This window comes from Cellulomonas sp. plas2 (genome assembly GCF_057221735.1).
This window is the reverse complement of the sequence record NZ_CM170155.1, coordinates 1,510,870-1,531,657: the sequence shown is the minus strand read 5'-3', so window position 1 is coordinate 1,531,657 and position 20,788 is coordinate 1,510,870. Positions and strand designations below refer to the sequence as shown.

The window sequence follows — 20,788 nt, the reverse complement described above, 5'->3', positions numbered from 1 at the left end:
CAGGTGGTGGTGCGGTGGTCGGGCAAGTCTGGCACGGGCGCGGCCCGTGGTCGTGCGACCCGGGCGGACCGCGTGCGCACGGGTCGGCGTGCGCGGGGGTCAGGGACGCACGTGGCCGTCGCCGTGCACGACCCACTTCGTGGTCGTCAGCTCCGCGAGCCCCATGGGGCCGCGCGCGTGCAGCTTCTGCGTCGAGATGCCGATCTCGGCACCGAGGCCGAGCTGGCCGCCGTCCGTGAACCGCGTCGAGGCGTTGACCATGACGGCGGCGGAGTCCACCTCGGCGACGAAGCGCTCCGAGGAGGCGAGGTCGCGCGTGAGGATCGCCTCCGTGTGGCCCGAGCTCCAGGTCCGGATGTGCTCGATCGCCTCGTCGAGGGAGTCGACGACGCGCACGGCCAGGTCGAGGGACAGGTACTCCGTCGCCCAGTCCTCGTCGGTGGCCGGCACGGCGCGGACCCCGGCGGGCGCGAGCGCCAGCGTGCGCGCGTCGCCGTGCACGGTGACGCCCGCGTCGTGCAGCGCGGCGAGCGCGGCCGGGAGGAACCCCTCCGCGGCGTCCCGGTGCACGAGCAGCGTCTCGGCGGTGTTGCACGTGCCGATCCGCTGCGTCTTGGCGTTGAGCAGGACCGGCAGCGCCTGGGCGACGTCCGCGGAGGCGTCGACGTAGACGTGGCAGTTGCCCGTCCCCGTCTCGATGACGGGCACGACCGACTCCGCGACGACGGTCCGGATGAGGTCCGCGCCGCCCCGGGGCACGAGGACGTCGACGAGGCCGCGCGCCCGCATGAGCGCCACGCCCCCGGCGCGTCCCCATGCGTCCACCGACTGCACGAGGTCGGCGGGCAGCCCCTGCGCCACCAGCGCCTCGGACAGCACCGCCACGATGGTCTCGTTCGAGCGCGCGGCCGCGCTGCCGCCCCGCAGGACGACGGCGTTGCCGCTCTTGAGCGCCAGCCCGACGGCGTCCACCGTCACGTTCGGCCGCGCCTCGTAGATCATCCCGACGACGCCCATGGGCACCCGGAGCTGGCGCAGCCGCAGGCCGTTCGGCAGCGTCTGGCCGCGGACCACCTCCCCCACGGGGTCGGGCAGGGCCGCGAGCTCGCGCAGCGCGTCGGCGATGCCCGCGATCCGCTCCGGCGTGAGCGCCAGCCGGTCGAGCAGGCCGGCGGACGTCCCGGCCTCCCGGCCGCGCGCGACGTCCTCCGCGTTGGCGGCCAGCACCCGGTCGGCCCCGGCGACGAGCGCGTCGGCCAGGGCGTGCAGCGCGGCGTCCTTGCGGGCGCGGGTGGCGGTGGCCAGGGCCCGTGACGCGACCTGCGCCCGTCGCGCGACGTCCCGCACGGCGGCGTCGACGTCCGTACCGGCGACCGGCGCGTCCGCGTCCCCGGGCGCTGGCAGGGAGCCGGTGCCGTGCGGGAGGGCGAGCCCGGGGTGGTCCAGCGTCGTCATGGCAGCAGGGTAGTCCGCCCGACGAGCACGAGGTCGTCGCGGTGCACGAGCTCGCGGTCGTACCCCGGGCCGAGCTCGGCCCGCAGGTCGGACGTCGACCGGCCCAGCAGCGGCGGCACCTCGGCCACGTCGTAGGCGACGAGCCCGCGCGCCAGCACCACCCCGTCCGGCCCGACGATCTCGACGGGGTCGCCCGCGTCGAAGTCGCCCTCGACGCCCGTCACCCCCGCCGGCAGCAGCGACGTGCCGCGGTCGCGCACCGCGCGCGCGGCCCCCTCGTCGAGCAGCAGCCGCCCCCGCGTCCGTGCCGCGTGCGCGAGCCAGAGCAGGCGCACGGAGGTCCGCCGCCCGGTGGCCGCGAAGAACGTCCCGACGTCGTCGCCGGCCAGCGCGCCGGCGGCGTTGGCCGCCGCCGTCAGCACCACGGGCACGCCCGACGCGGTCGCGATCGCGACGGAGTCGAGCTTCGTCACCATGCCGCCCGTCCCCACCGCCGAGCCGCGCGCGCTGACGTCCACGCCCGCGACGTCCTCCAGTCCGCGCACGAGCGGGATCCGCACGGACCCGGGCCGCCCGGGCGGGCCCGTGTGCAGGCCGTCCACGTCCGTGAGCAGCACGAGCGCGTCGGCCCGCACGAGGTGCGAGACCAGCGCGGCCAGCCGGTCGTTGTCGCCGAACCGGATCTCCTGCGTCGCGACGGCGTCGTTCTCGTTGATGACGGGGACGACGCCCAGCGCCAGCAGCCGCTCCAGCGCGCGACTGGCGTTGCGGTGGTGCGTGCGGCGCACGGTGTCGTCCGCGGTGAGCAGCACCTGCCCCACGCGCAGCCCGTGCGCGGCGAAGGCCCGCGCGTAGTCGGCGACGAGCAGCCCCTGCCCGACGGACGCCGCCGCCTGCTGGGTCGCCAGGTCCCGGGGCCGGCCCGGCAGCCCCAACGGACCCAGCGCCGAGGCGATGGCCCCGGACGACACCAGCACGACCTGCCCGCCGGCGGCCCGGCGTGCGGCCAGCACGTCGACGAGGGCGGTCAGCCGCTCCCGGTCGAGGTGCCCGCGCGCGTCCGTCAGCGACGAGGAGCCGACCTTGACCACGACGCGTGCGGCCGACGGCAGCGCGGCGCGGTCGGCGGGGCCCGGCGCGCCGGCCGCCGTGCTCGCACCGGTCGCCGTGCTCCCGCCGGCCGCCGGGCCCATGCCGGTCGCCGTGCTCACTCCGGGTCCGTCCAGACGCCGGACTCCCGCTCCGTCCACAGCTCGGCACGGGCGGCCGCCTTGGCGTCCATGCGCTCCTTGAACTCCGCGCGCTTCTCGCCGCGCGTGGGCCGGGACCGGTCCTCGAGGCGCAGGTCCGTGCCGCGCTGGCCGAGCAGCTCGGCGCCCGCCTGGAGGGTGGGCTCCCAGTCGAAGACGACGGCGTTCTGGTCGCTGCCGATGCGCACCTCGTCGCCCGCGACGGCGCCGCGCTTGAAGAGGAGCTCCTCCACGCCCAGCCGCGCGAGGCGGTCCGCGAGGTACCCCACGGCCTCGTCGTTGGAGAAGTCGGTCTGGCGCACCCAGCGCTCGGGCTTCTCGCCGCGGACCTCGAACCACACCGAGCCGCCGCCCTCGCGGCGCGTCACGGTGAAGCCCGCCTCGTCGACGGCCCGCGGACGCAGCACGACGCGCGTGGGCGCGGGGGCGGGCGCGTCGCGCCGCGCCTGCTCGACGATGCCGGCTAGCGCGAAGGACAGCGCGCGCAGCCCCTCGTGGCTCGCGGTGGACACCTCGAAGACCTGCAGGCCGCGGGCCTCGAGGTCCGGGCGCACGAGCTCGGCCAGGTCGCGAGCCTCCGGCACGTCGACCTTGTTGAGCACGACGACGCGCGGCCGCTCCCCCAGCGGGATGCGCCCGCCCTCGATGCCGAGGTCGCCCGAGTACGCCGCGAGCTCGGCCTCGATGACCGCGAGGTCCGTCAGCGGGTCGCGGTCGGGCTCGAGCGTCGCGCAGTCGAGCACGTGCACGAGCACCGCGCAGCGCTCGACGTGGCGCAGGAACTCCAGCCCGAGGCCCTTGCCCTCCGACGCGCCGGGGATGAGGCCGGGCACGTCGGCCACCGTGTAGCGCGACGAGCCGGCCTGCACCACCCCGAGGTTCGGCACCAGCGTGGTGAACGGGTAGTCGGCGATCTTCGGACGCGCGGCGGACATGGCCGCGACGAGACTGGACTTGCCCGCGCTCGGGTAGCCGACCAGCGCGACGTCCGCGATCGTCTTCAGCTCCAGCACGACGTCCGCGGAGTCGCCCGGCTCGCCCAGGAGCGCGAAGCCCGGCGCCTTGCGGCGCGGCGAGGCCAGCGCCGCGTTGCCGAGACCGCCGCGCCCCCCGGCCGCGACGACGTAGCGCGCGCCGGGGCCGACGAGGTCCGCGAGCACCTCGCCCGTCGGGCTCTTGACGACGGTCCCGTCCGGGACGCCCAGCACGAGGTCGGCGCCGAGCGAGCCGGACCGGTGGTCCCCCATGCCCTGCGTCCCGCTCGGCGCGTGCCGGTGCGGCAGGTGGTGGAACTCCAGCAGCGTCGTCACCTGCGGGTCGACCTCGAGGACGACGGAGCCGCCGTTGCCGCCGTTGCCCCCGTCGGGGCCGGCGAGCGGCTTGAACTTCTCGCGGTGGATGGAGGCGCAGCCGTGCCCGCCGTCCCCGCCCGTGGCGTGCAGGACCACACGGTCGACGAAGGTCGCCACGTGCTGCTCCTCCCTGTGGGGCCCCCGGGGTCGCCGGGGGCGGGGTGCGTGCTGGGTGCGTGTGCTGGGTGCGTGTGCTGGGTGCGTGGGCCGGTCGTGGGTGCCGGTCGTGCGTGCTGCTGACGACGAGAGGGGCGCACCGTGACGGTGCGCCCCTCTCGTGCTGGACCGGGTGGCTCAGGCCTCGACGGCCGCCACCACGTCGATGACCTTGCGGCCGCGGCGCTGACCGAAGGTGACCGCGCCGGGCGCGAGGGCGAACAGCGTGTCGTCGCCGCCACGGCCGACGTTGACGCCGGGGTGGAAGTGCGTGCCGCGCTGGCGGACGATGATCTCGCCGGCCTTCACGGCCTCGCCGCCGAAGCGCTTGACGCCGAGGCGCTGCGCGTTGGAGTCACGACCGTTGCGCGAGGAGCTCGCGCCCTTCTTGTGTGCCATGGGGGACCTGCTTCCTGCTCAGAGCTCGATGGGGGTGCGTCACCGACGACGGGCCGGGGGCCCGTCGGACGGGTCACGCGATGCCGGTGACCTTCAGGCGGGTGAGCGCCTGGCGGTGGCCCTGACGCTTGCGGTAGCCGGTCTTGTTCTTGTACTTGAGGATCCGGATCTTCGGACCCCGCTCGTCCCGGACGACCTCGGCCGTCACGGTGACCTTGGCCAGCGCGTCGGCGTCGGACGTCACCGTCGCGCCGTCGACGAGCAGCAGCGCCGGGAGCTGGACGGTCTCACCCGTCGCAGCGGCCAGGCGGTCCACGACGACGACGTCGCCGACGGCGACCTTCTCCTGACGGCCGCCGGCCTTCACGATCGCGTACACCACGTTGCTGCTCATCTCTGCTGGTCGGGACTGCTCGTTGCACTGCACGCCGGGCCACGGCCCGGACCGACGCCCCACGTGCCGGGGCGCCCGCGCTCCACCTGCGCGCGGGGCGGAGGGGTTCGCGTCGGCGCCAGGCTGGCGGGCCGGGGGCGTGCGGGACGGCACGCTCAGCACGCGCCGACGTCCTAGGGTACGGACCGGGCGGGGCAGGGTCAAACCCGCCGCGCCCGGCCCGTCCCGTCAGAGGCCCTCGGCCGAGCGGGCGTTCGGGTCGTCGGCGGGCTCGTCCGTCGCCCCGTCCGCGCGCTGGTCCCGGCTCGGCAGCTCGAGGGCGAAGACGTCGGGGTCGACGGCCGCCAGCTCCCACCGCTGCTCGTCGGGCCGGCCGCCGTGCTCGTCGCCGGCCGTCGCCCCCGGGGTGCCCGTGCGGACGCGACCGGCGAAGGCGGCCAGGACGTCGAGCGTGCCGGTGCGCCCACCGGCGGACCCGCCCGCCGGCCGGCCCTCGGCAGCGCCCTGGACGCCCTCCGCGGCGCCTGCGGCGGCTGCCTCGTCGGCAGCCTCGTCGGCAGCCGCGTCGGCCGTGCCCGGCACCGACGCCACGACGACGACCTGCTCGGCGTCGGCCGCACCGCCCGCCGCGTCACCCAGCTCGGCCACGACGTCGGCCAGCTCCTCGCCCTCCAGCACCTGCGCCGGCACCGGCGACGCACCGGCCGGCACGCCGCCGTCCGTCCTGCCGCCGGACGGCTGCGCCGCCTCGTGCGGGTGCGCCTCGTGCGCGTGCGCCGCCGCGGCGGCGATCGTCGCGAGCGTCGCCTTGACCGCCTCGCGGGCCGCCGGCAGCACGGGCACCGACCGCTCGGCCGTGCCCGCGTCCGGCCCCGTGTCCTTGCCGCGGCGACGACGGGCGCCACGACGCCCCTCCCCCTCCGCGGACTCCGCCGCAGGCGCGCCCTCGGACCGCCCGCCGCCGGCGCCGCGCTCGACGGGCTCGGCGTGCACGACGAAGCCGCGCCCGTGGCAGTGCTCGCAGGTCTCGCTGAACGCCTCGACGAGGCCCTGGCCCACGCGCTTGCGGGTCATCTGCACGAGCCCGAGCGACGTCACCTCGGCCACCTGGTGCTTCGTGCGGTCCCGGCCGAGGCACTCGACCAGCCGCCGCAGCACGAGGTCGCGGTTCGACTCGAGCACCATGTCGATGAAGTCGACGACGATGATCCCGCCGATGTCGCGCAGCCGGAGCTGGCGGACGATCTCCTCCGCCGCCTCGAGGTTGTTGCGCGTGACCGTCTCCTCGAGCGTCCCGCCGGCGCCGGTGAAGCGACCGGTGTTGACGTCGACGACCGTCATGGCCTCGGTGCGGTCGATGACCAGCGACCCGCCCGACGGCAGCCAGACCTTCCGGTCCATGCCCTTGGCGAGCTGCTCGTCGATGCGGTGGTGCGCGAACACGTCACCCGTGCCGGTCCACCTCTGCACCTTCTGCGCGAGGTCCGGCGCGAGGTCCCCGATGTACCCGGAGATCGTCGACCACGCCGCGTCCCCCTCCACGACGAGCGCGGAGAAGTCGTCGTTGAAGATGTCGCGCACGACGCGGATGGCCATGTCCGGCTCGCCCTGCAGCAGGGCCGGCGCCGAGGCCGTGCGCTGCTTCTTCTCGATGGCCTCCCACTGCGCCTGCAGGCGGGCCACGTCGGCGCGCAGCTCCTCCTCGCTGGCCCCCTCCGCGGCCGTGCGCACGATGACGCCGGCGGAGTCGGGCACCAGCTCGCGCAGCAGCTTCTTCAGGCGGTTGCGCTCGACGTCGGGCAGCTTGCGGCTGATGCCGGTCATGCCGCCGCCCGGCACGTAGACGAGGTACCGCCCGGCCAGCGTCACCTGGGCCGTCAGGCGCGCGCCCTTGTGCCCGATGGGGTCCTTCGTGACCTGGACGAGCATGGGGTCACCGCTCTTGAGCGCCGTCTCGATGCGGCGCGGCTGCCCCTCGAGGCCCGCGGCGTCCCAGTTGACCTCGCCCGCGTAGAGCACGGCGTTGCGGCCCTTGCCCACGTCGACGAAGGCCGCCTCCATGCTGGGCAGCACGTTCTGCACGCGGCCGAGGTACACGTTGCCGACCATGGAGGCCTGCGCCTGGTTCGAGACGTAGTGCTCGACGAGCACGCCGTCCTCGAGCACCGCGATCTGGGTGCGGCCGTCGCGCTCGCGCACGAGCATCGTGCGGTCCACGGACTCACGGCGAGCGAGGAACTCGGCCTCGGTGAGGATCTGGCGGCGGCGGCCCTGGTCGCGGCCCTCCCGCCGGCGCTGGCGCTTCGCCTCCAGCCGGGTCGAGCCCCGCAGCGCGGTCGGCTCCTCCGAGCGCGTCCGGGTGCGACCGCCCTCGGGCTCCTCACCCGTGCCGCGCGCGCCGCGACGACGACGGCGGCGGCGACGGCTCGAGCCGCCCGCCTCGTCGTCGCCCACGTCCTCGCCGCCCTCGTCGTCGGCGTCCTCGTCGTCGGGCTCGGCGCTGGACCCGACGCCCGTCGACGCGTCGGGGTCGGTGGGCGACGGGAGGCCGGCGTCGGCGTCCTCGTCGTCGGCGCGCACGTCGTCGCCCGCGACGGGGGCGTCCCCGCGGCTGCGACGTCCGCGCCCGCCGCGGCGGCGCCGGCGGCGCGGACCGCCATCGGACCCGTCCGTGCCCTCGTCCGTGCCCTCGTCCGTGCCCTCGTCCGTGCCCTCGCCCTCGTCGTCGGCGGTGTCCTCGTCGACGGCGTCCAGGTCGTCGCCGTCGAGCGCCTGCCCGGTCGTGGCGGGGGCCGTGAGGGCGGCGTCCTCGTCGACGGGCAGGGCGTCGTCCGCGAGGGGCGCGTCCTCGTCGGTCCCGGCCGTGCTGGTCGCGTCCTCCGGCGTACCGGTCGCGGTGTCCGCGCCGCCGCGGCCACGCCGGCCGCCCCGACGGCGGCCGCCGCGACGGCCGGTGGTCTCCTCGGCCGCGGTGCGGTCGGCCTGCGGCGCCGCCTCCTCCGGTCCGGTCGTGGCGGCGGCCGCGGAGGCTGCCTCCGCGGCGCGGGCGGCACCGGAGATCGCCTCCGGCGAGCCGGCCTCCGCGAGCACCCGACGGCGACGGGGACGGGCCCCGGCGTCAGGGGCCTGGAAGAGCAGCGCGGTGGTCGCCAGTCGCGGCGCGGCGGCCGGCGCGTCGGCCGACCCGCCCGACCCGGAGCCCCGGCGGGCCCCCGTCGTCCGGCCGGAGGTGGCGGCACCCGGGTCCGTGCCGGCGTCCGCGCGGGGGGTCTCGTCGGACGTGCGGGCCCGGGCGCCGACGGGCGGGTCGGCGGGGGCCGGCTCGGCCGTGCCCGTGGCGGGGGCCGCGCTGGTCGCAGGGCTGGTCGCAGCGGTGGTCTGAGGGGTGGTCTCAGGGGTCGTCCCGGGGGTGGCCACGGGCGCTGCCGCGCCGGCCGCCCGGGAGGCGCCGCGGGTCGCCCGGCGCGCGCGGGTCCGCGGGGCCGGCGCGTCCTCGGCCGTCGTGCCGCGCGCCGCCAGCTCGGCGAGGACGTCCAGGGTGCCGGTCGGGCCCACGCCCTCGGGGGCGGCATCGGCGACGGGCGCGACCGCAGAGGTCTCCGCGACCTCCTCGACGACCTCCTCGACGACCGCCGCGTCGTCAGGAGCCGGGACGACGACCTCGGCGTCCGCCGTGACGGGCTCCGCGACGGGCTCCGCGACCGGCTCGACGACGGGCTCGGCCACCGGGGGCAGCACCGCGTCGGGCGCCGCCGCCGGACGCGTCGCGGCGCGCCGGCGCCGCGTCGGCGCGGCGGGCGCCTCGACGGCGACGGTCGGGTCGACGGACTCGGCGACGGGCGCGGCGACGGGCGCGTCGACCGGCGTGTCGACGGCCATCTCGAGCGTCGCCTCCTGGGTCGGCGGAGCCACTTCGTCGATCGATGAGGTGGCTCCGGTTGCGGCCGCGGGGTCCGTCCCGGCCGGGACCTCGGTGCCGGGCGCGGCGGCCGCGGGGGCAGCCGTGGCGCTCGTCGCACGACGGCTGCGGCGCGCTCGCGCCACCTTCGGGGCCGGCTCGGCGGCGACGTCGAGCGTCGCGTCGCCGGACGCCGTGGCGACGGCGCCGTCCGTGCCGTCCGACGCGCCCGCACGAGCGGTGTCGGGAGTGCTGCCGTCGGCGGTGGTGGTGCCGTCGTCGGTGCCGGCCGTCGTCGCCGTCGGGGAGGCGGCGGTCCGGGTCGCGCGGCGGCGACGCGGCGCGGCGGGCGCGGTCGTCGGCGACGCGTCCTCGGCGCCACCCCCGCCCGCGGTCGTCGTGGCGTCGTCGGGGGTGCTGGTGGGGCTCACGCGGGGTGCTCCTGAGGCCGGGTCGCGGCCACACCCGCGCACCCGGCGGTCGGTCGTCGCGCGCTGGGCGGCGACGGAAAGTCGACGGTCGTGGCCGCGGCGCCCCGCCGGCACCGTCGCCTGCTCGGACCGGCGCCCCTCGCGCTGTCCCGGAGGACCTGCGGGGGCGGCGGACCAGCGGCGGCTGGTGCGCGCGGCGGTTGACACCGACGAGCTCAAGGGCTCGGGCGCGGTGTGGGCGCGCCCTTCGCCGCCGTCAGTATCGCACAGGCGTCCTCCGACGCCCCGGAGGCGCGTGCTCCACGTCACGACACGGCGTCAGCACCGGGGACGAAGGTCCCACCGGCCGGGCAGGGGTCGCGCCCTACGTTCGCACCTGTCGGGACCGGCGGCGACGACGCCGGCGGACCCGCACGCAGACCCCGCTCGCCCGGCACGGACGCACGCCGCGCACGCACCCCGTGCCCGCCGTGCACACCCGCCGGACGCGCACCCCGACACCCCGTACGCCCGCCCTCGCACCCCACGGAGACCCGCGTGGACGCCCTCACCCTGGCCCGCTGGCAGTTCGGTGTCACGACCGTCTACCACTTCGTCTTCGTGCCGCTCACCATCGGCCTGTCGCCCCTCGTCGCCGTCATGCAGACCGCCTGGGTGCGGACCGGGGACGTGCGCTGGCTGAAGCTGACGAAGTTCTTCGGCAAGCTCCTGCTCATCAACTTCGCGATCGGGGTCGCCACCGGCATCGTGCAGGAGTTCCAGTTCGGGCTGAACTGGTCGGAGTACTCGCGCTTCGTCGGGGACGTGTTCGGCGCGCCGCTGGCCATGGAGGCGCTGGCGGCCTTCTTCGTCGAGTCGACGTTCCTCGGCCTGTGGATCTTCGGCTGGGACCGGCTGCCCCGGCGGGTGCACCTGGCGACGATCTGGGCCGTGGCGCTGGCGACGAACCTGTCGGCGTTCTTCATCCTCGCGGCGAACAGCTGGATGCAGCACCCCGTCGGCGCCGAGCTCGACCCCGAGACGGGCCGCGCGCAGATGACGAGCATCCTGGCGGTCCTCACCAACCCGACCGTCCTCGCCGCGTTCCCCCACACGATCTCGGCGTCCCTGCTCACGGCCGCCACGTTCGTCGCCGCCATCTGCAGCCTGTGGCTGGTGCGCTCGCACCGGCGCGGCGACGGCGTGGCGACCACCGGCGTCTACCGCAGCGGGCTACGCCTCGGCGTCGGCGTCATGATCGGCGCGGCCGTCGTCGTCGGCGCGTCCGGGCACTGGCAGGGCCAGCTCATGTTCGAGCAGCAGCCCATGAAGATGGCGTCGGCGGAGGGCCTGTGCGCGACGGAGAGCGGCGTGCCCTTCTCCCTGCTGGCCGTCGGCGACCTGTCGAACGACTGCGAGGACGTCACGCACCTGCTGCAGATCCCCGGCATGACGTCGTTCCTCGCCGACAACTCGTTCTCCGCCGAGCTCCAGGGTGTCGACGAGCTGCAGGCGGAGTACGAGGCCCGGTACGGCGCCGGCATCGACTACCGGCCCGACCTCGCGGTCACCTACTGGTCCTTCCGGCTCATGATCGGCATGGCCGCCTTCGCCGGCCTGCTCGCCGTCGCGGCGCTGTGGCTGACGCGCGGCGGGCGGGTGCCCACCGCCCGCTGGTTCCGCTGGAGCGCGATCGCCGCCCTGCCGACGATCTTCCTCGCCTCGTCGTTCGGCTGGATCTTCACCGAGATGGGCCGCCAGCCCTGGGTGGTGGCGCCCAACCCGACCGGCATCGACGACATCTGGCTCCTCGTCGAGCGGGGCGTGTCCACGCAGGTGCCCGCGAGCGCGATCCTCACCTCGATGGTGCTGTTCACGCTGCTGTACGGCGTGCTGGCCGTGTTCTGGTACCGGCTCATGCACCGCTACGCGGTCGAGGGCGTGGAGGCCGACCCGGTCGACCCGAGCCCCGACGCCCGTCGCGCCGACGTCGACGACGACGCCGACCGACCCCTGTCCTTCGCCTACTGACGCCCGACGCACCACCGACCCGGGCAGGAGACCCACCATGAGCCACGAGGCGCTGCAGATCACCTGGTTCGTCCTCATCGCGGTCCTGTGGACCGGCTACCTCGTCCTCGAGGGCTTCGACTTCGGCGTGGGGATGCTCCTGCCGTTCGTCGGGCGCGACGAGCGCGAGCGCCGCGTCATGATCAACACGATCGGCCCCGTCTGGGACGGCAACGAGGTCTGGCTGCTCACCGCCGGCGGCGCGACCTTCGCCGCCTTCCCCGAGTGGTACGCCACGCTGTTCTCGGGGGCCTACCTCGCGCTCGTCCTGGTCCTGCTCGCGCTCATCGTGCGCGTCGTCGCCTTCGAGTGGCGCGGCAAGATCGCCTCCGGCTGGTGGCAGGCCACGCACACGTGGGCGCTGGTCGTCGGCTCCTGGGTCCCGGCGGTCCTCTGGGGCGTCGCGTTCGGCAACCTCGTGGCGGGCATGCGGATCGAACCCGTCGTGACCTCGACGAGCAACGTCGAGGGCGAGACCACCCGCAACACGCTGCAGTACACGGGCTCGTTCCTCGACCTGCTGACCAACGGCCACGGGTTCGCGCTGCTGACCGGGGTCGTGACGGCCTGCATCTTCCTCACCCACGGCTCCGTCTTCCTCGCGCTGAAGTCCGACGGGGTGGTCCGTCGGCGCGCGGGCGAGCTGTCCGGGCGGCTGTCCGTGCTCACGCTCGGCGTCGGGGCCGTGTGGGCGATCTGGCTGCAGCTCGAGTACTCGGGCAAGGCCTGGACCTGGGTACCGCTCGTGGTGGCCGCGGCCGCGCTGGCGGCCGGGGTCCTCTTCACGCGCACCCGCCAGGAGGGCCGCGCGTTCGTGGCCTCGGCGGTGGGGATCGTCGCGGCGGTCGTGCTCATCTTCGGCTCGCTGTTCCCCGACGTCATGCCCTCGTCCGTCGACCCGGCGTACTCCCTGACGATCCACAACGCCTCGTCGAGCGCCTACACGCTCGGCGTCATGACGTGGGTCGCGGTCCTGCTCACGCCCGTCGTGCTCGTCTACCAGGCCTGGACGTACTGGGTGTTCCGCAAGCGCGTCTCCGTCGAGCACATCCCCACCCCCACCACCGTCACCTTCGCCAACGCGCGTCGGGACGCCGACGCGCCGTGACCGTGACGCCGGTCGGCGGGCAGGTCGGCGCACAGGTCGGCGGGCCGGTCGTCGCGCCGGCGGGGGGCGCCCGGTGAAGCCGCTCGACCCGCGCCTGCTGCGGCACGCACGGGCCGCGCGCGCCTACCTCGCGCTCACGGTGGCCACCGGGGTGCTGACCGCGGGCCTCGTGGTCGCCCAGGCCCTGCTGCTGGCCCGGGCGCTCGGCGGCGCCGTGCAGGACGGCCTCGACCTCGCGGCCGTCGGCGACGAGGTCGTCGCCCTCGCGGCCGTCGTGCTGGCGCGGGTGCTCGTCGTCGGGGTGCAGGAGCGGTTCGCGCACCGCGCCGCCACCCGCGCGGTGGCCGAGCTCCGGGCCGGGGTCGTCGAGCGGGCGGTGGCCCTCGGCCCGCGCTGGCTCGCCGCCGGACGGGGGCCGGAGCTGGTCACGCTCGCCACGCGCGGGCTCGACGCGCTCGAGCCCTACTTCGTCCGCTACCTGCCCCAGCTCGTGCTCGCGGCGACGGTGACGCCGGCGGCCCTGCTGGTGGTGCTCGGGCTGGACCGGGTGTCGGCGGCGGTCGTCGTCGGGACGCTGCCGCTCGTGCCGGTGTTCATGGTGCTCGTCGGGCGGCTGACCGAGGGGCGCTCGGCGAGGGGGCTGCGGGGCATGCAGACCCTCGCCGCGCAGACGCTGGACCTGCTCGCGGGGCTGCCCACGCTGCGCGCGCTGGGCCGCGAGCGCGGCCCGGCCGCACGCGTCCGCGAGCTCGGCGACGCGCACCGCCGCGCGACCATGGGGACCCTGCGGATCGCCTTCCTGTCCGGCATGGTGCTCGAGCTGCTGACGACGCTGTCCGTCGCGCTCGTCGCGGTCGGCATCGGGCTGCGGCTCGTCGGCGGCCACCTGCCCCTGGTCACCGGGCTGGCGGTGCTGGTCCTCGCGCCCGAGGTCTACGCGCCGCTGCGGCAGGTCGGGGCGCAGTTCCACGCGTCGACCGACGGTGTGGCGGCCGCCGAGGCCGCTTTCGCGGTGCTCGAGACCCCCCTGCCGCCGCGGGGCACGCACCCCGCACCCGACCTCGCCCGCACCGCGCTGCGGCTGCACGGCGTCGCCGTGCGCCAGCCCACGGGGGCGCTCGCGCCGGAGGGCCTGGACCTCGAGGTCCGGCCGGGCCGCGTGGTGGCCCTCGTCGGGACGAGCGGGTCCGGCAAGACGACGGCCGTCGAGGTCCTGCTGGGGCTCCTGCGCCCGGACGCCGGCGCGGCGCGGCTCGTCGCGGTCGACGGCACGGGACCGGCGCTCGACCTCGCCGACGTCGACCCCGCCACGCTGTGGTCGCAGGTCTCCTGGCTCCCGCAGCGGCCGGTGCTCGAACCCGGCACCGTGGCGGCACTCGTCGGCGGGGACGCGCCCGTGCGCGAGCGTGCGGCCGCGCTCACGGGCCTCGACGCCGTCGTCGCCGCCCTGCCGGACGGGTGGGGGCACCGGGTCGGCGCCGGCGGCACGGGCCTCAGCGTGGGCCAGCGCCAGCGCGTGGCGCTCACCCGGGCGCTCGTGTCCCCCGCGCCTCTCGTCGTGCTCGACGAGCCGACGGCGCACCTCGACGCGCACGGGGAGGAGGTCGTGCTCCGGACGGTCGAGACGCTGCGGGCGTCCGGCCGCGCCGTCGTGCTCGTCGCCCACCGCGCAAGCCTCGCCGCGGTCGCCGACGACGTGGTCGTCGTGCGCGCCGCTGCGGCGACGGAGATGGAGGCGGACCGGCCGGCCGCACCCGCACCCGCCGGGACCCCGCGTGCCGCGACCGTGGCCGCGGGTCGGTTCGACGCACCGGTCCCGGAGGTCGTCCGGTGAGCGCCGCGACCACCTCCGCGGTATCGGGCGACGCCCGCGCGACGGTCGACGCCGATCCCCCGCGCGGCACGCTGCGGCGCGCCGTCGCCCTGCTGGACGTCGACCGGCGGCGCGTGCTCCTCGCCGTCGTCCTCGGCACGCTCGCGCTCGGCTGCGCCGTCGCGCTCGCCGCCGTGGCCGCCTGGCTCATCGCCCGCGCGTCGCAGATGCCGCCCGTGCTCGTCCTGTCCGTCGCGACGGTCGGCGTGCGGGCCTTCGGCGTCGGTCGCGGAGTGCTCCGCTACGTCGAGCGGCTCGTGTCGCACGACGTGGCGCTGCGCGGCATGACGCAGCTGCGGACCACGCTGTACGAGCGGCTGGCGGCCGGGTCGCCCGCCGCGCTGGTCCCGCTGCGCCGGGGGGATCTCCTGGCGCGCGTGGGTGAGGACGTCGACGCGGTCGGCGACGTGGTCGTGCGCGGGCTGCTGCCCGCCGCGGTCGCGGCCCTGCTCGGCGTCGGGACCGTGGCCGCCATGACGGTCCTCTGGCCGCCCGCCGGGGCCGCGCTGGCCCTCGCGCTGCTGCTCGCCGGGGTCGTGGCACCCGCGGTCACCGCGCGCACGGCGCGGCTGACGGAACGACGGGCCGCCGCGGGCCGCGCCCGTCGGAGCGCCGCCGCGCTCGCGCTCGTGGACGACGCCGGTCCCCTGGCCGTGGCCGGCCTGGCCGACGAGCGGCTGCGGGCGCTGCGGGACGCCGACGCCGACGTGGCCGCCGCCGTCGACGCCGGGGCGCCGTCCTCCGCCCTCGCCGCCGCGCTCGGCCCCCTGGCGCAGGGCCTGGCCGTGCTCGCCGCGCTCGTCACGGGCATCCCGGCCGTGCGCCGCGGTGACCTGGCCGCCACCGACCTCGCGGTCGTCGTGCTCACGCCGCTCGCGGCCTTCGAGGCCACCGCGCTCCTGCCCGCCGCGGCCACGCAGCTGCACCGCTCACGGGCCGCGGCCGCGCGCGTGCTGGCGCTGCTCGACGCGACGACGCCCCACCCCACCCCGGCACCCGCTGCCACGTCGGGCGCCGCCCCCGCCCCTGGTGCTGCCCCCGTGCCCGCCGGTGCCGGCCTGCACGCCCGAGGCCTCGCGTGCGGCTGGCCGGGCCGTCCACCGGTCGTCGCCGGGCTCGACCTCGACCTCGTCCCCGGACGGTCCGTCGCGGTGGTCGGCCCGTCCGGCACGGGCAAGACGACGCTGCTGCTCACCCTCGCCGGCCTCCTGCCGCCGACGGGCGGGCTCGTCGCCCTCGACGGCCGCCCCGTCGGCGCGTGGCCCGCCGCCGACCTCCCCCACCACGTCGTCGCGACGCTCGAGGACGCCCACGTCTTCGGCACGACGGTGCTGGAGAACCTCCGCGTCGCGCGCGGCGACGTCACCGAGGCGGAGGCCGCCGCCGCCCTGCGCCGCGTCGGCCTCGGCCCGTGGCTCGCCGCCCTCCCCGACGGGCTGGCCACCCGGCTCGGCCCGGACGCCCGCACGGTCTCGGGCGGGGAGCGCCGGCGGCTGCTCCTCGCGCGTGCCCTGCTCACCCACGCGCCCCTGCTCCTCGTCGACGAGCCCGCCGAGCACCTCGACCCGGCGCTCGCCGACGCACTCGTCACCGACCTTCTCCGTGGTGCGGCGAACGGTGCGGCGGACGGTGCGGCGGACGGTGCGGCGGACGGTGCGGCGGACGGTGCGGGGGACGGTCCGAACGGCGGCCGGGGCGTGCTCGTCGTGACGCACCGCCTGACCCCGCTGGCCGCGGCGGACGAGGTCGTGCTCCTGGGCGACGGCGGTGTCGTCGACCGGGGGACGCACGCGGAGCTCCTGGCCCGCCGGGCGGACTACCGTGAGGCGCGCAGGCGCGAGGGCGAGGGGGACGCAGGGTGACGACGACGACGGGTCCGCGCGGCGGGGGCGGCGCGAGCGACGCCGGGGTGGTGCGGGAGTCGTTCTTCCCCATCGACGTCGCGCCGCTGAAGGTCACCGGCGACCCCCTGGCGGACCTCATGCAGGCCATCCTGTCGATCGCCGCGGAGCTCGACCTGCCGTCCGTCCTCAGCCGGCTGGTGCAGGTCAGCGCCGCGATGACCGGGGCGACGTACGGCGCCCTCAACGTCCTGGACCCGCACGGCGCCTCGACGATGTTCGCCTACACCGGCATGCCGACCGCCGTCGCGCGGATGCTCGGCTCCGCCCCGCACGCGCGCGGCGTGCTCGGGGAGATCCCGGCCCAGGGCGTCCTGCGCCTCGACGACCTCACGCAGCACCCGGCCTTCCGCGGCTTCCCGGCCGGGCACCCGCCGATGGGCTCCTTCCTCGGGGCGTCCGTGCGCCTCGGCGACCGCGTCTTCGGCCAGCTCTACCTGTCGGAGAAGCAGGGTGGGCCGTTCACCGCCGCCGACGAGGACGTCGTCGTCGCCCTGGCCGCCGCCGCCGGTGTCGCCGTCGCCAACGCGCGGCTGTACGCCGAGGTCGAGCGGCGCGAGGAGTGGGTGCGCGCCGGCCAGGAGATCACGACGATGCTCCTCGAGGGGCTCGACGAGGAGGACGCCCTCGTCGAGATCGCCCGGCGCGCGCGCCAGGTCGCCGACGCGGACACCTCCGCGCTCGCGCTGCCGGGCGTCGGCGGCGACCTCGTCGTCGAGCTCGCGGACGGGTACGACGCGGACGGCGTCGTCGGGAGCGTCATGCCGCGCGGTGGGCGCGCGTGGACCGTCATGACGGAGGGCAGAGGCCTGCTCACGCCGTCGCTGTCGCAGTCGCGCACCGTCGGCACCCCCGCCCTGCGCACGTTCGGGCCCGCGATGTTCGCGCCGCTGCAGACCACCGGGCGCGGCGTCGGGGTGCTCGTGCTGCTGCGCCGCGTCGGCCGCGAGCCCTTCGAGGAGGGCGACCTCACGACGGCCGAGTCCTTCGCCTCGCAGGCCGCGCTCGCCTACGTGCTGGCGGAGGCCCGGCACGCGCAGGACGTCGCGGCCCTGCTCGACGAGCGCGAGCGCATCGCCCGCGACCTGCACGACCTGGCCATCCAGCAGCTCTTCGCCACGGGCATGCAGCTCGAGACCGTGCGCCGCCGGGCCGCCCGCGGCGTGGACCCGGGCGAGCTGCTGTCGATCGTCGAGGACGCCCTGGACAACGTCGACGGGTCGGTGCGCGAGATCCGGCAGATCGTCCACGCGCTGCGCGACCCCGACGCCGCCACGGGGCTCAGCGAGCGGCTGCGCCGGGAGGCGTCCCTGGCCCGCACGGGCCTGGGCTTCGCGCCGTCCATGGTGCTGTGCCTGGATGGCACGACGCTCGCGTCGCTCGACGACATCGAGGCCGACCAGCTCGACGAGCGCGTCGGCCCGGCCCTCACCGACGACGTCGTGGCGGTCGTGCGCGAGGGGCTGGCGAACGCCGCCCGGCACGCCCAGGCCTCCTCCGTGGCGGTCCGTGTCCGCGTCACCGGCACGGGCCCGACGGGGTCGGTGCTCGTCGAGGTCCAGGACGACGGCGCCGGGCTGCCGGAGCACCGCGACCGGCGCTCGGGCACGGGCAACCTGGCGGCGCGGGCGCGCCAGCACGGCGGGACGTTCACGCTCGGGTCGGCGCCGACCGGCCGGGGCGCGCTGCTGACCTGGCAGGCGCCGCTCGCCTAGGGACAGGTCCGGGGCCGGGGCCCGGGCGGCGCCCCAAAGGGCCTGTGCCCGGCTCGGCGGCCCAGTGCTCAGGCTCAGTGCCCGGGCTCGGCGCGCCAGCCGGAGTGCTTGCGGGAGGCGACCCACGCGGCGACCTGCGTGCGCCGCTGCAGGCCCATCTTCGCCAGCAGCGACGTGATGTGGTTCTTCACCGTCTTCTCGGCGACGCCGAGGCGCTCGGCGATCTCCCGGTTGGACAGGCCCTCGCCGATGAGGTCGAGCACGCGCAGCTCGCTCGGCGTGAGGTTCTCCGTCGGGTCCTCGTGGCCGGCGCGGCGGCGCGCGACGGTCCGCTCGTCGAGCAGGGTGCGCCCCGCCGCGACGGCCTTGACGACGTCGGTGATCTCCGCCCCGCGCACGCTCTTGAGGACGTAGGCCGCGGCCCCGGCGGCGAGCGCGGCGGCGACGGCGTCGTCGTCGTCGAAGGAGGTGAGCACCACCGCACGGACGTCCGGGTGCTGCTCGCGGACCGCCGTGAGCAGGTCGATGCCCGTGCCGTCGGGCAGCTGCAGGTCCAGCAGGAGCACCTGCGGCCGGACGAGGAGCGCCCGCCGCACCCCGTCGGCGACGGAGGCGGCCTCGGCGACGACGGTGAGGCCCTCGGAGCGGTCCACCACCTCGGCGATGCCGCGGCGGACGACCTCGTGGTCGTCGACGATCATCACCGAGACGGGTCCGGGGCGCTCGGGACGGGGGGCGGCGCTGGTCGGTGGCACGGGCCGATCGTAGCCAGGCCGTGCGGCCCCGCCGTGGCGGCGCGCGGCGTCGTCAGGAGCGCCCGGTCACCAGCGTCCCGAGCGCGGCCGTGGCTGGCAGCGGGGGCACGTGAACGACGAGCGGTTCATGAACTCGTCCCGCCGGACGGGCGTGCCGCACCGCGGGCACGGCCGGCCCTCCTGGCCGTACACGGCCAACGACCGGTCGAAGTAGCCCGAGCGCCCGTTGACATTCACGTACAGCGCGTCGAAGGACGTGCCGCCCTGCGCGAGCGCCTCCCCCATGACCTCGTGCGCGGCGTCCAGGGCGTGCAGCACGTCGGCCCGGCGCAGGGTGTCCGTCGCGCGGGCGTAGTGCAGCCGGGCGCGCCACAGCGCCTCGTCGGCGTAGATGTTGCCGATGCCGGACACGAGCGTCTGGTCCAGCAGCGCCCGCTTCAGGCCCGTCCGGCGGGCACGCAGCCGCGCGACGAACGCGTCCCGGTCCAGCGCCGGGTCCAGGACGTCCCGGGCGATGTGCGCCACGGGCTCGGGCAGGAGGGGGTCCGGCGCGCCGAGGCCACCGGGACCGCCGTCGGGCGTCGGCACGAGGTCGGGGACGCCGAGGTGCCCGAAGGTCCGCTGGTCGACGAAGTCCAGGGCGCCCTCGTCGTCGAGGTGCAGGCGCACGCGCAGGTGCGGGTGCTCCGCGCCGGCCGCCGCCTCGTCCGCGCCGGTGCGCACGAGGAGCTGGCCGCTCATGCCGAGATGGGCGAGCAGGGCTTCGTCGGGCGGGTCACCTGCCGCCCCGTCGCCCATCCTGCCGCCCGTTCCGTCGCCGAAGTCGAGCAGCAGCCAGCAGAACTTGCCGCGCCGGACGGCGGCCGTCAGCCGTCGTCCCGTCAGCCGCCCCGCCAGGTCCGCGGGACCCGCGAGGTGCCGGCGGACGCTGTACTCCCGGCGCACCTCGACACGGGTGACCGTCCGGCCGAGGACGTGCTCGGCGAGCCCGGCACGGACCGTCTCGACCTCGGGCAGCTCCGGCACGTCAGGCGTCGACGGGTGCGGCGGCGCCGACGACGCCGACGGCGCCGGCGGTGCCCACCCCCGCCGGGTCGCCGCCGACCCCTGCCGCGGCGAGGGCCACGAGCGCCCGATGGGCGGTGGCGGCGGCCTCCTGCTCGGCGACCTTCTTCGCGGGGCCGCTGCCCTCCCCGCGCACGACGCCCGCGACGAGCGCCCGGGCCTCGAAGACGCGGGCGTGGTCGGGTCCCGACGAGACCACCTCGTAGACGGGGGCGCCGAGGTCGAGCGAGGCGGACAGCTCCTGCAGCGACGTCTTCCAGTCGAGGCCGGCGCCGAGCCCCGCGGCCGCCGTCAGCGTCGGCCCGACGAGGCGCAGCACCACCCGGCGCGCGGTCTCCAGCCCGTGGGAGAGGTACACCGCGCCGAAGAGGGCCTCGAGCGTGTCGGACAGGATCGAGTCCTTGTCGCCGCCGCCCGTGGCGCTCTCGCCCTTGCCGAGCAGCAGGTAGCCGCCCAGACCGAGCCCCCGGGCCACGGACGCGAGCGCCCGCTGCGAGACGGTCGCCGCCCGCATCTTCGCCAGCGCACCCTCGGGCTCGTCGGGGTGGTCGCGGTACAGGGCCTCCGTGACAACGAGGCCCAGCACCGTGTCCCCGAGGAACTCCAGCCGCTCGTTCGTCGGGATGCCGCCCGCCTCGTGGGCGAAGGACCGGTGCGTCAGGGACAGCACGAGCAGCTCGGGGTCCAGGTGGACCCCGAGCTGCTCGAGGAGTCGTGCCGCGGCATCGGCGGACGGCGGCTGCGCCGGTTCCGCGCCGCGTCGTGCGCGTGCCACGTCAGGGGGTGCGGATCAGCTCTCGTGCGAGCTGCGCACGGCCTCCGCGTAGCGGCGGCCGTTGTACGACCCGCACGAGGGGCACGCCGTGTGCGGCATCTTGTGCGCACGGCAGACCGGGCAGGCCTGGAGCGTCGTGGCAGTGGTCTTCCACTGCGACCGACGCGCACGGGTGTTGCTGCGCGACATCTTGCGCTTCGGAACAGCCACGA

The 20,788-nt window shown here is 76.8% G+C and carries 15 protein-coding genes; 5 read left to right on the top strand and 10 right to left on the bottom strand.

What is annotated here, in order from left to right:
* Positions 1 to 99: 99 nt before the first annotated feature.
* The 6 genes from AC2TDM_RS06840 to AC2TDM_RS06815 form a co-directional block, all read right to left on the bottom strand.
* A complete protein-coding gene (locus AC2TDM_RS06840; protein ID WP_090032882.1) occupies positions 100 to 1,455 on the bottom strand; it encodes a glutamate-5-semialdehyde dehydrogenase in 1,356 nt (451 codons plus the stop codon).
* Positions 1,452 to 2,648, bottom strand: a complete 1,197-nt coding sequence (gene proB, locus AC2TDM_RS06835) for a glutamate 5-kinase (RefSeq protein WP_484636405.1) — start codon at positions 2,646 to 2,648, stop codon at positions 1,452 to 1,454. Before proB ends, AC2TDM_RS06840 begins: the two co-directional genes overlap by 4 nt.
* 14 nt (positions 2,649 to 2,662) lie before the next feature.
* Entirely contained in the window at positions 2,663 to 4,174 is a 1,512-nt protein-coding gene (gene obgE, locus AC2TDM_RS06830) for a GTPase ObgE (protein ID WP_090032881.1), read from the bottom strand.
* A gap of 177 nt (positions 4,175 to 4,351) precedes the next feature.
* Entirely contained in the window at positions 4,352 to 4,612 is a 261-nt protein-coding gene (gene rpmA, locus AC2TDM_RS06825; protein ID WP_090032879.1) for a 50S ribosomal protein L27, read from the bottom strand.
* A gap of 73 nt (positions 4,613 to 4,685) precedes the next feature.
* Entirely contained in the window at positions 4,686 to 5,006 is a 321-nt protein-coding gene (gene rplU / locus AC2TDM_RS06820; RefSeq protein ID WP_090032878.1) for a 50S ribosomal protein L21, read from the bottom strand.
* A gap of 228 nt (positions 5,007 to 5,234) precedes the next feature.
* Positions 5,235 to 8,885 carry an Rne/Rng family ribonuclease gene (locus AC2TDM_RS06815; RefSeq protein ID WP_484636404.1) on the bottom strand — a complete coding sequence of 1,217 codons (3,651 nt, stop codon included), beginning with the start codon at positions 8,883 to 8,885 and terminating at the stop codon, positions 5,235 to 5,237.
* Positions 8,886 to 9,872: 987 nt separating this feature from the next.
* Between AC2TDM_RS06815 and AC2TDM_RS06810 the strand changes: the two genes are divergently transcribed.
* The 5 genes from AC2TDM_RS06810 to AC2TDM_RS06790 all read left to right on the top strand — a co-directional run bounded on the left by AC2TDM_RS06810 (position 9,873) and on the right by AC2TDM_RS06790 (position 17,981).
* Positions 9,873 to 11,345, top strand: coding sequence for a cytochrome ubiquinol oxidase subunit I (locus tag AC2TDM_RS06810; RefSeq protein WP_090032877.1), 1,473 nt, complete (start codon positions 9,873 to 9,875; stop codon positions 11,343 to 11,345).
* A gap of 37 nt (positions 11,346 to 11,382) precedes the next feature.
* A complete protein-coding gene (gene cydB, locus AC2TDM_RS06805; RefSeq protein ID WP_090032875.1) occupies positions 11,383 to 12,492 on the top strand; it encodes a cytochrome d ubiquinol oxidase subunit II in 1,110 nt (369 codons plus the stop codon).
* A gap of 73 nt (positions 12,493 to 12,565) precedes the next feature.
* Complete coding sequence (cydD, locus tag AC2TDM_RS06800; protein ID WP_484636200.1) at positions 12,566 to 14,326, top strand: thiol reductant ABC exporter subunit CydD; 1,761 nt, start codon at positions 12,566 to 12,568, stop codon at positions 14,324 to 14,326.
* Entirely contained in the window at positions 14,323 to 16,227 is a 1,905-nt protein-coding gene (cydC, locus tag AC2TDM_RS06795) for a thiol reductant ABC exporter subunit CydC (protein ID WP_090032872.1), read from the top strand. Before cydD ends, cydC begins: the two co-directional genes overlap by 4 nt.
* Positions 16,224 to 17,981, top strand: a complete 1,758-nt coding sequence (locus tag AC2TDM_RS06790) for a sensor histidine kinase (protein WP_308439464.1) — start codon at positions 16,224 to 16,226, stop codon at positions 17,979 to 17,981. Before cydC ends, AC2TDM_RS06790 begins: the two co-directional genes overlap by 4 nt.
* 74 nt (positions 17,982 to 18,055) lie before the next feature.
* On the opposite strand, the gene AC2TDM_RS06785 is transcribed toward AC2TDM_RS06790, so the two are convergent.
* From AC2TDM_RS06785 to rpmF, 4 genes are all read right to left on the bottom strand, one after another.
* On the bottom strand, positions 18,056 to 18,682 hold the full coding sequence (locus AC2TDM_RS06785) for a response regulator (protein WP_090032871.1): 627 nt from the start codon (positions 18,680 to 18,682) through the stop codon (positions 18,056 to 18,058).
* A 120-nt stretch (positions 18,683 to 18,802) separates the two neighbouring features.
* The gene (gene mutM / locus AC2TDM_RS06780) at positions 18,803 to 19,762 is read right to left on the bottom strand and encodes a bifunctional DNA-formamidopyrimidine glycosylase/DNA-(apurinic or apyrimidinic site) lyase (protein WP_090032869.1); all 960 of its coding nucleotides are present in this window, start codon (positions 19,760 to 19,762) and stop codon (positions 18,803 to 18,805) included.
* A 1-nt stretch (position 19,763) separates the two neighbouring features.
* On the bottom strand, positions 19,764 to 20,576 hold the full coding sequence (rnc, locus tag AC2TDM_RS06775; RefSeq protein ID WP_090032867.1) for a ribonuclease III: 813 nt from the start codon (positions 20,574 to 20,576) through the stop codon (positions 19,764 to 19,766).
* A 15-nt stretch (positions 20,577 to 20,591) separates the two neighbouring features.
* Positions 20,592 to 20,786, bottom strand: a complete 195-nt coding sequence (gene rpmF, locus AC2TDM_RS06770) for a 50S ribosomal protein L32 (protein WP_090032866.1) — start codon at positions 20,784 to 20,786, stop codon at positions 20,592 to 20,594.
* Positions 20,787 to 20,788 lie beyond the last annotated feature (2 nt).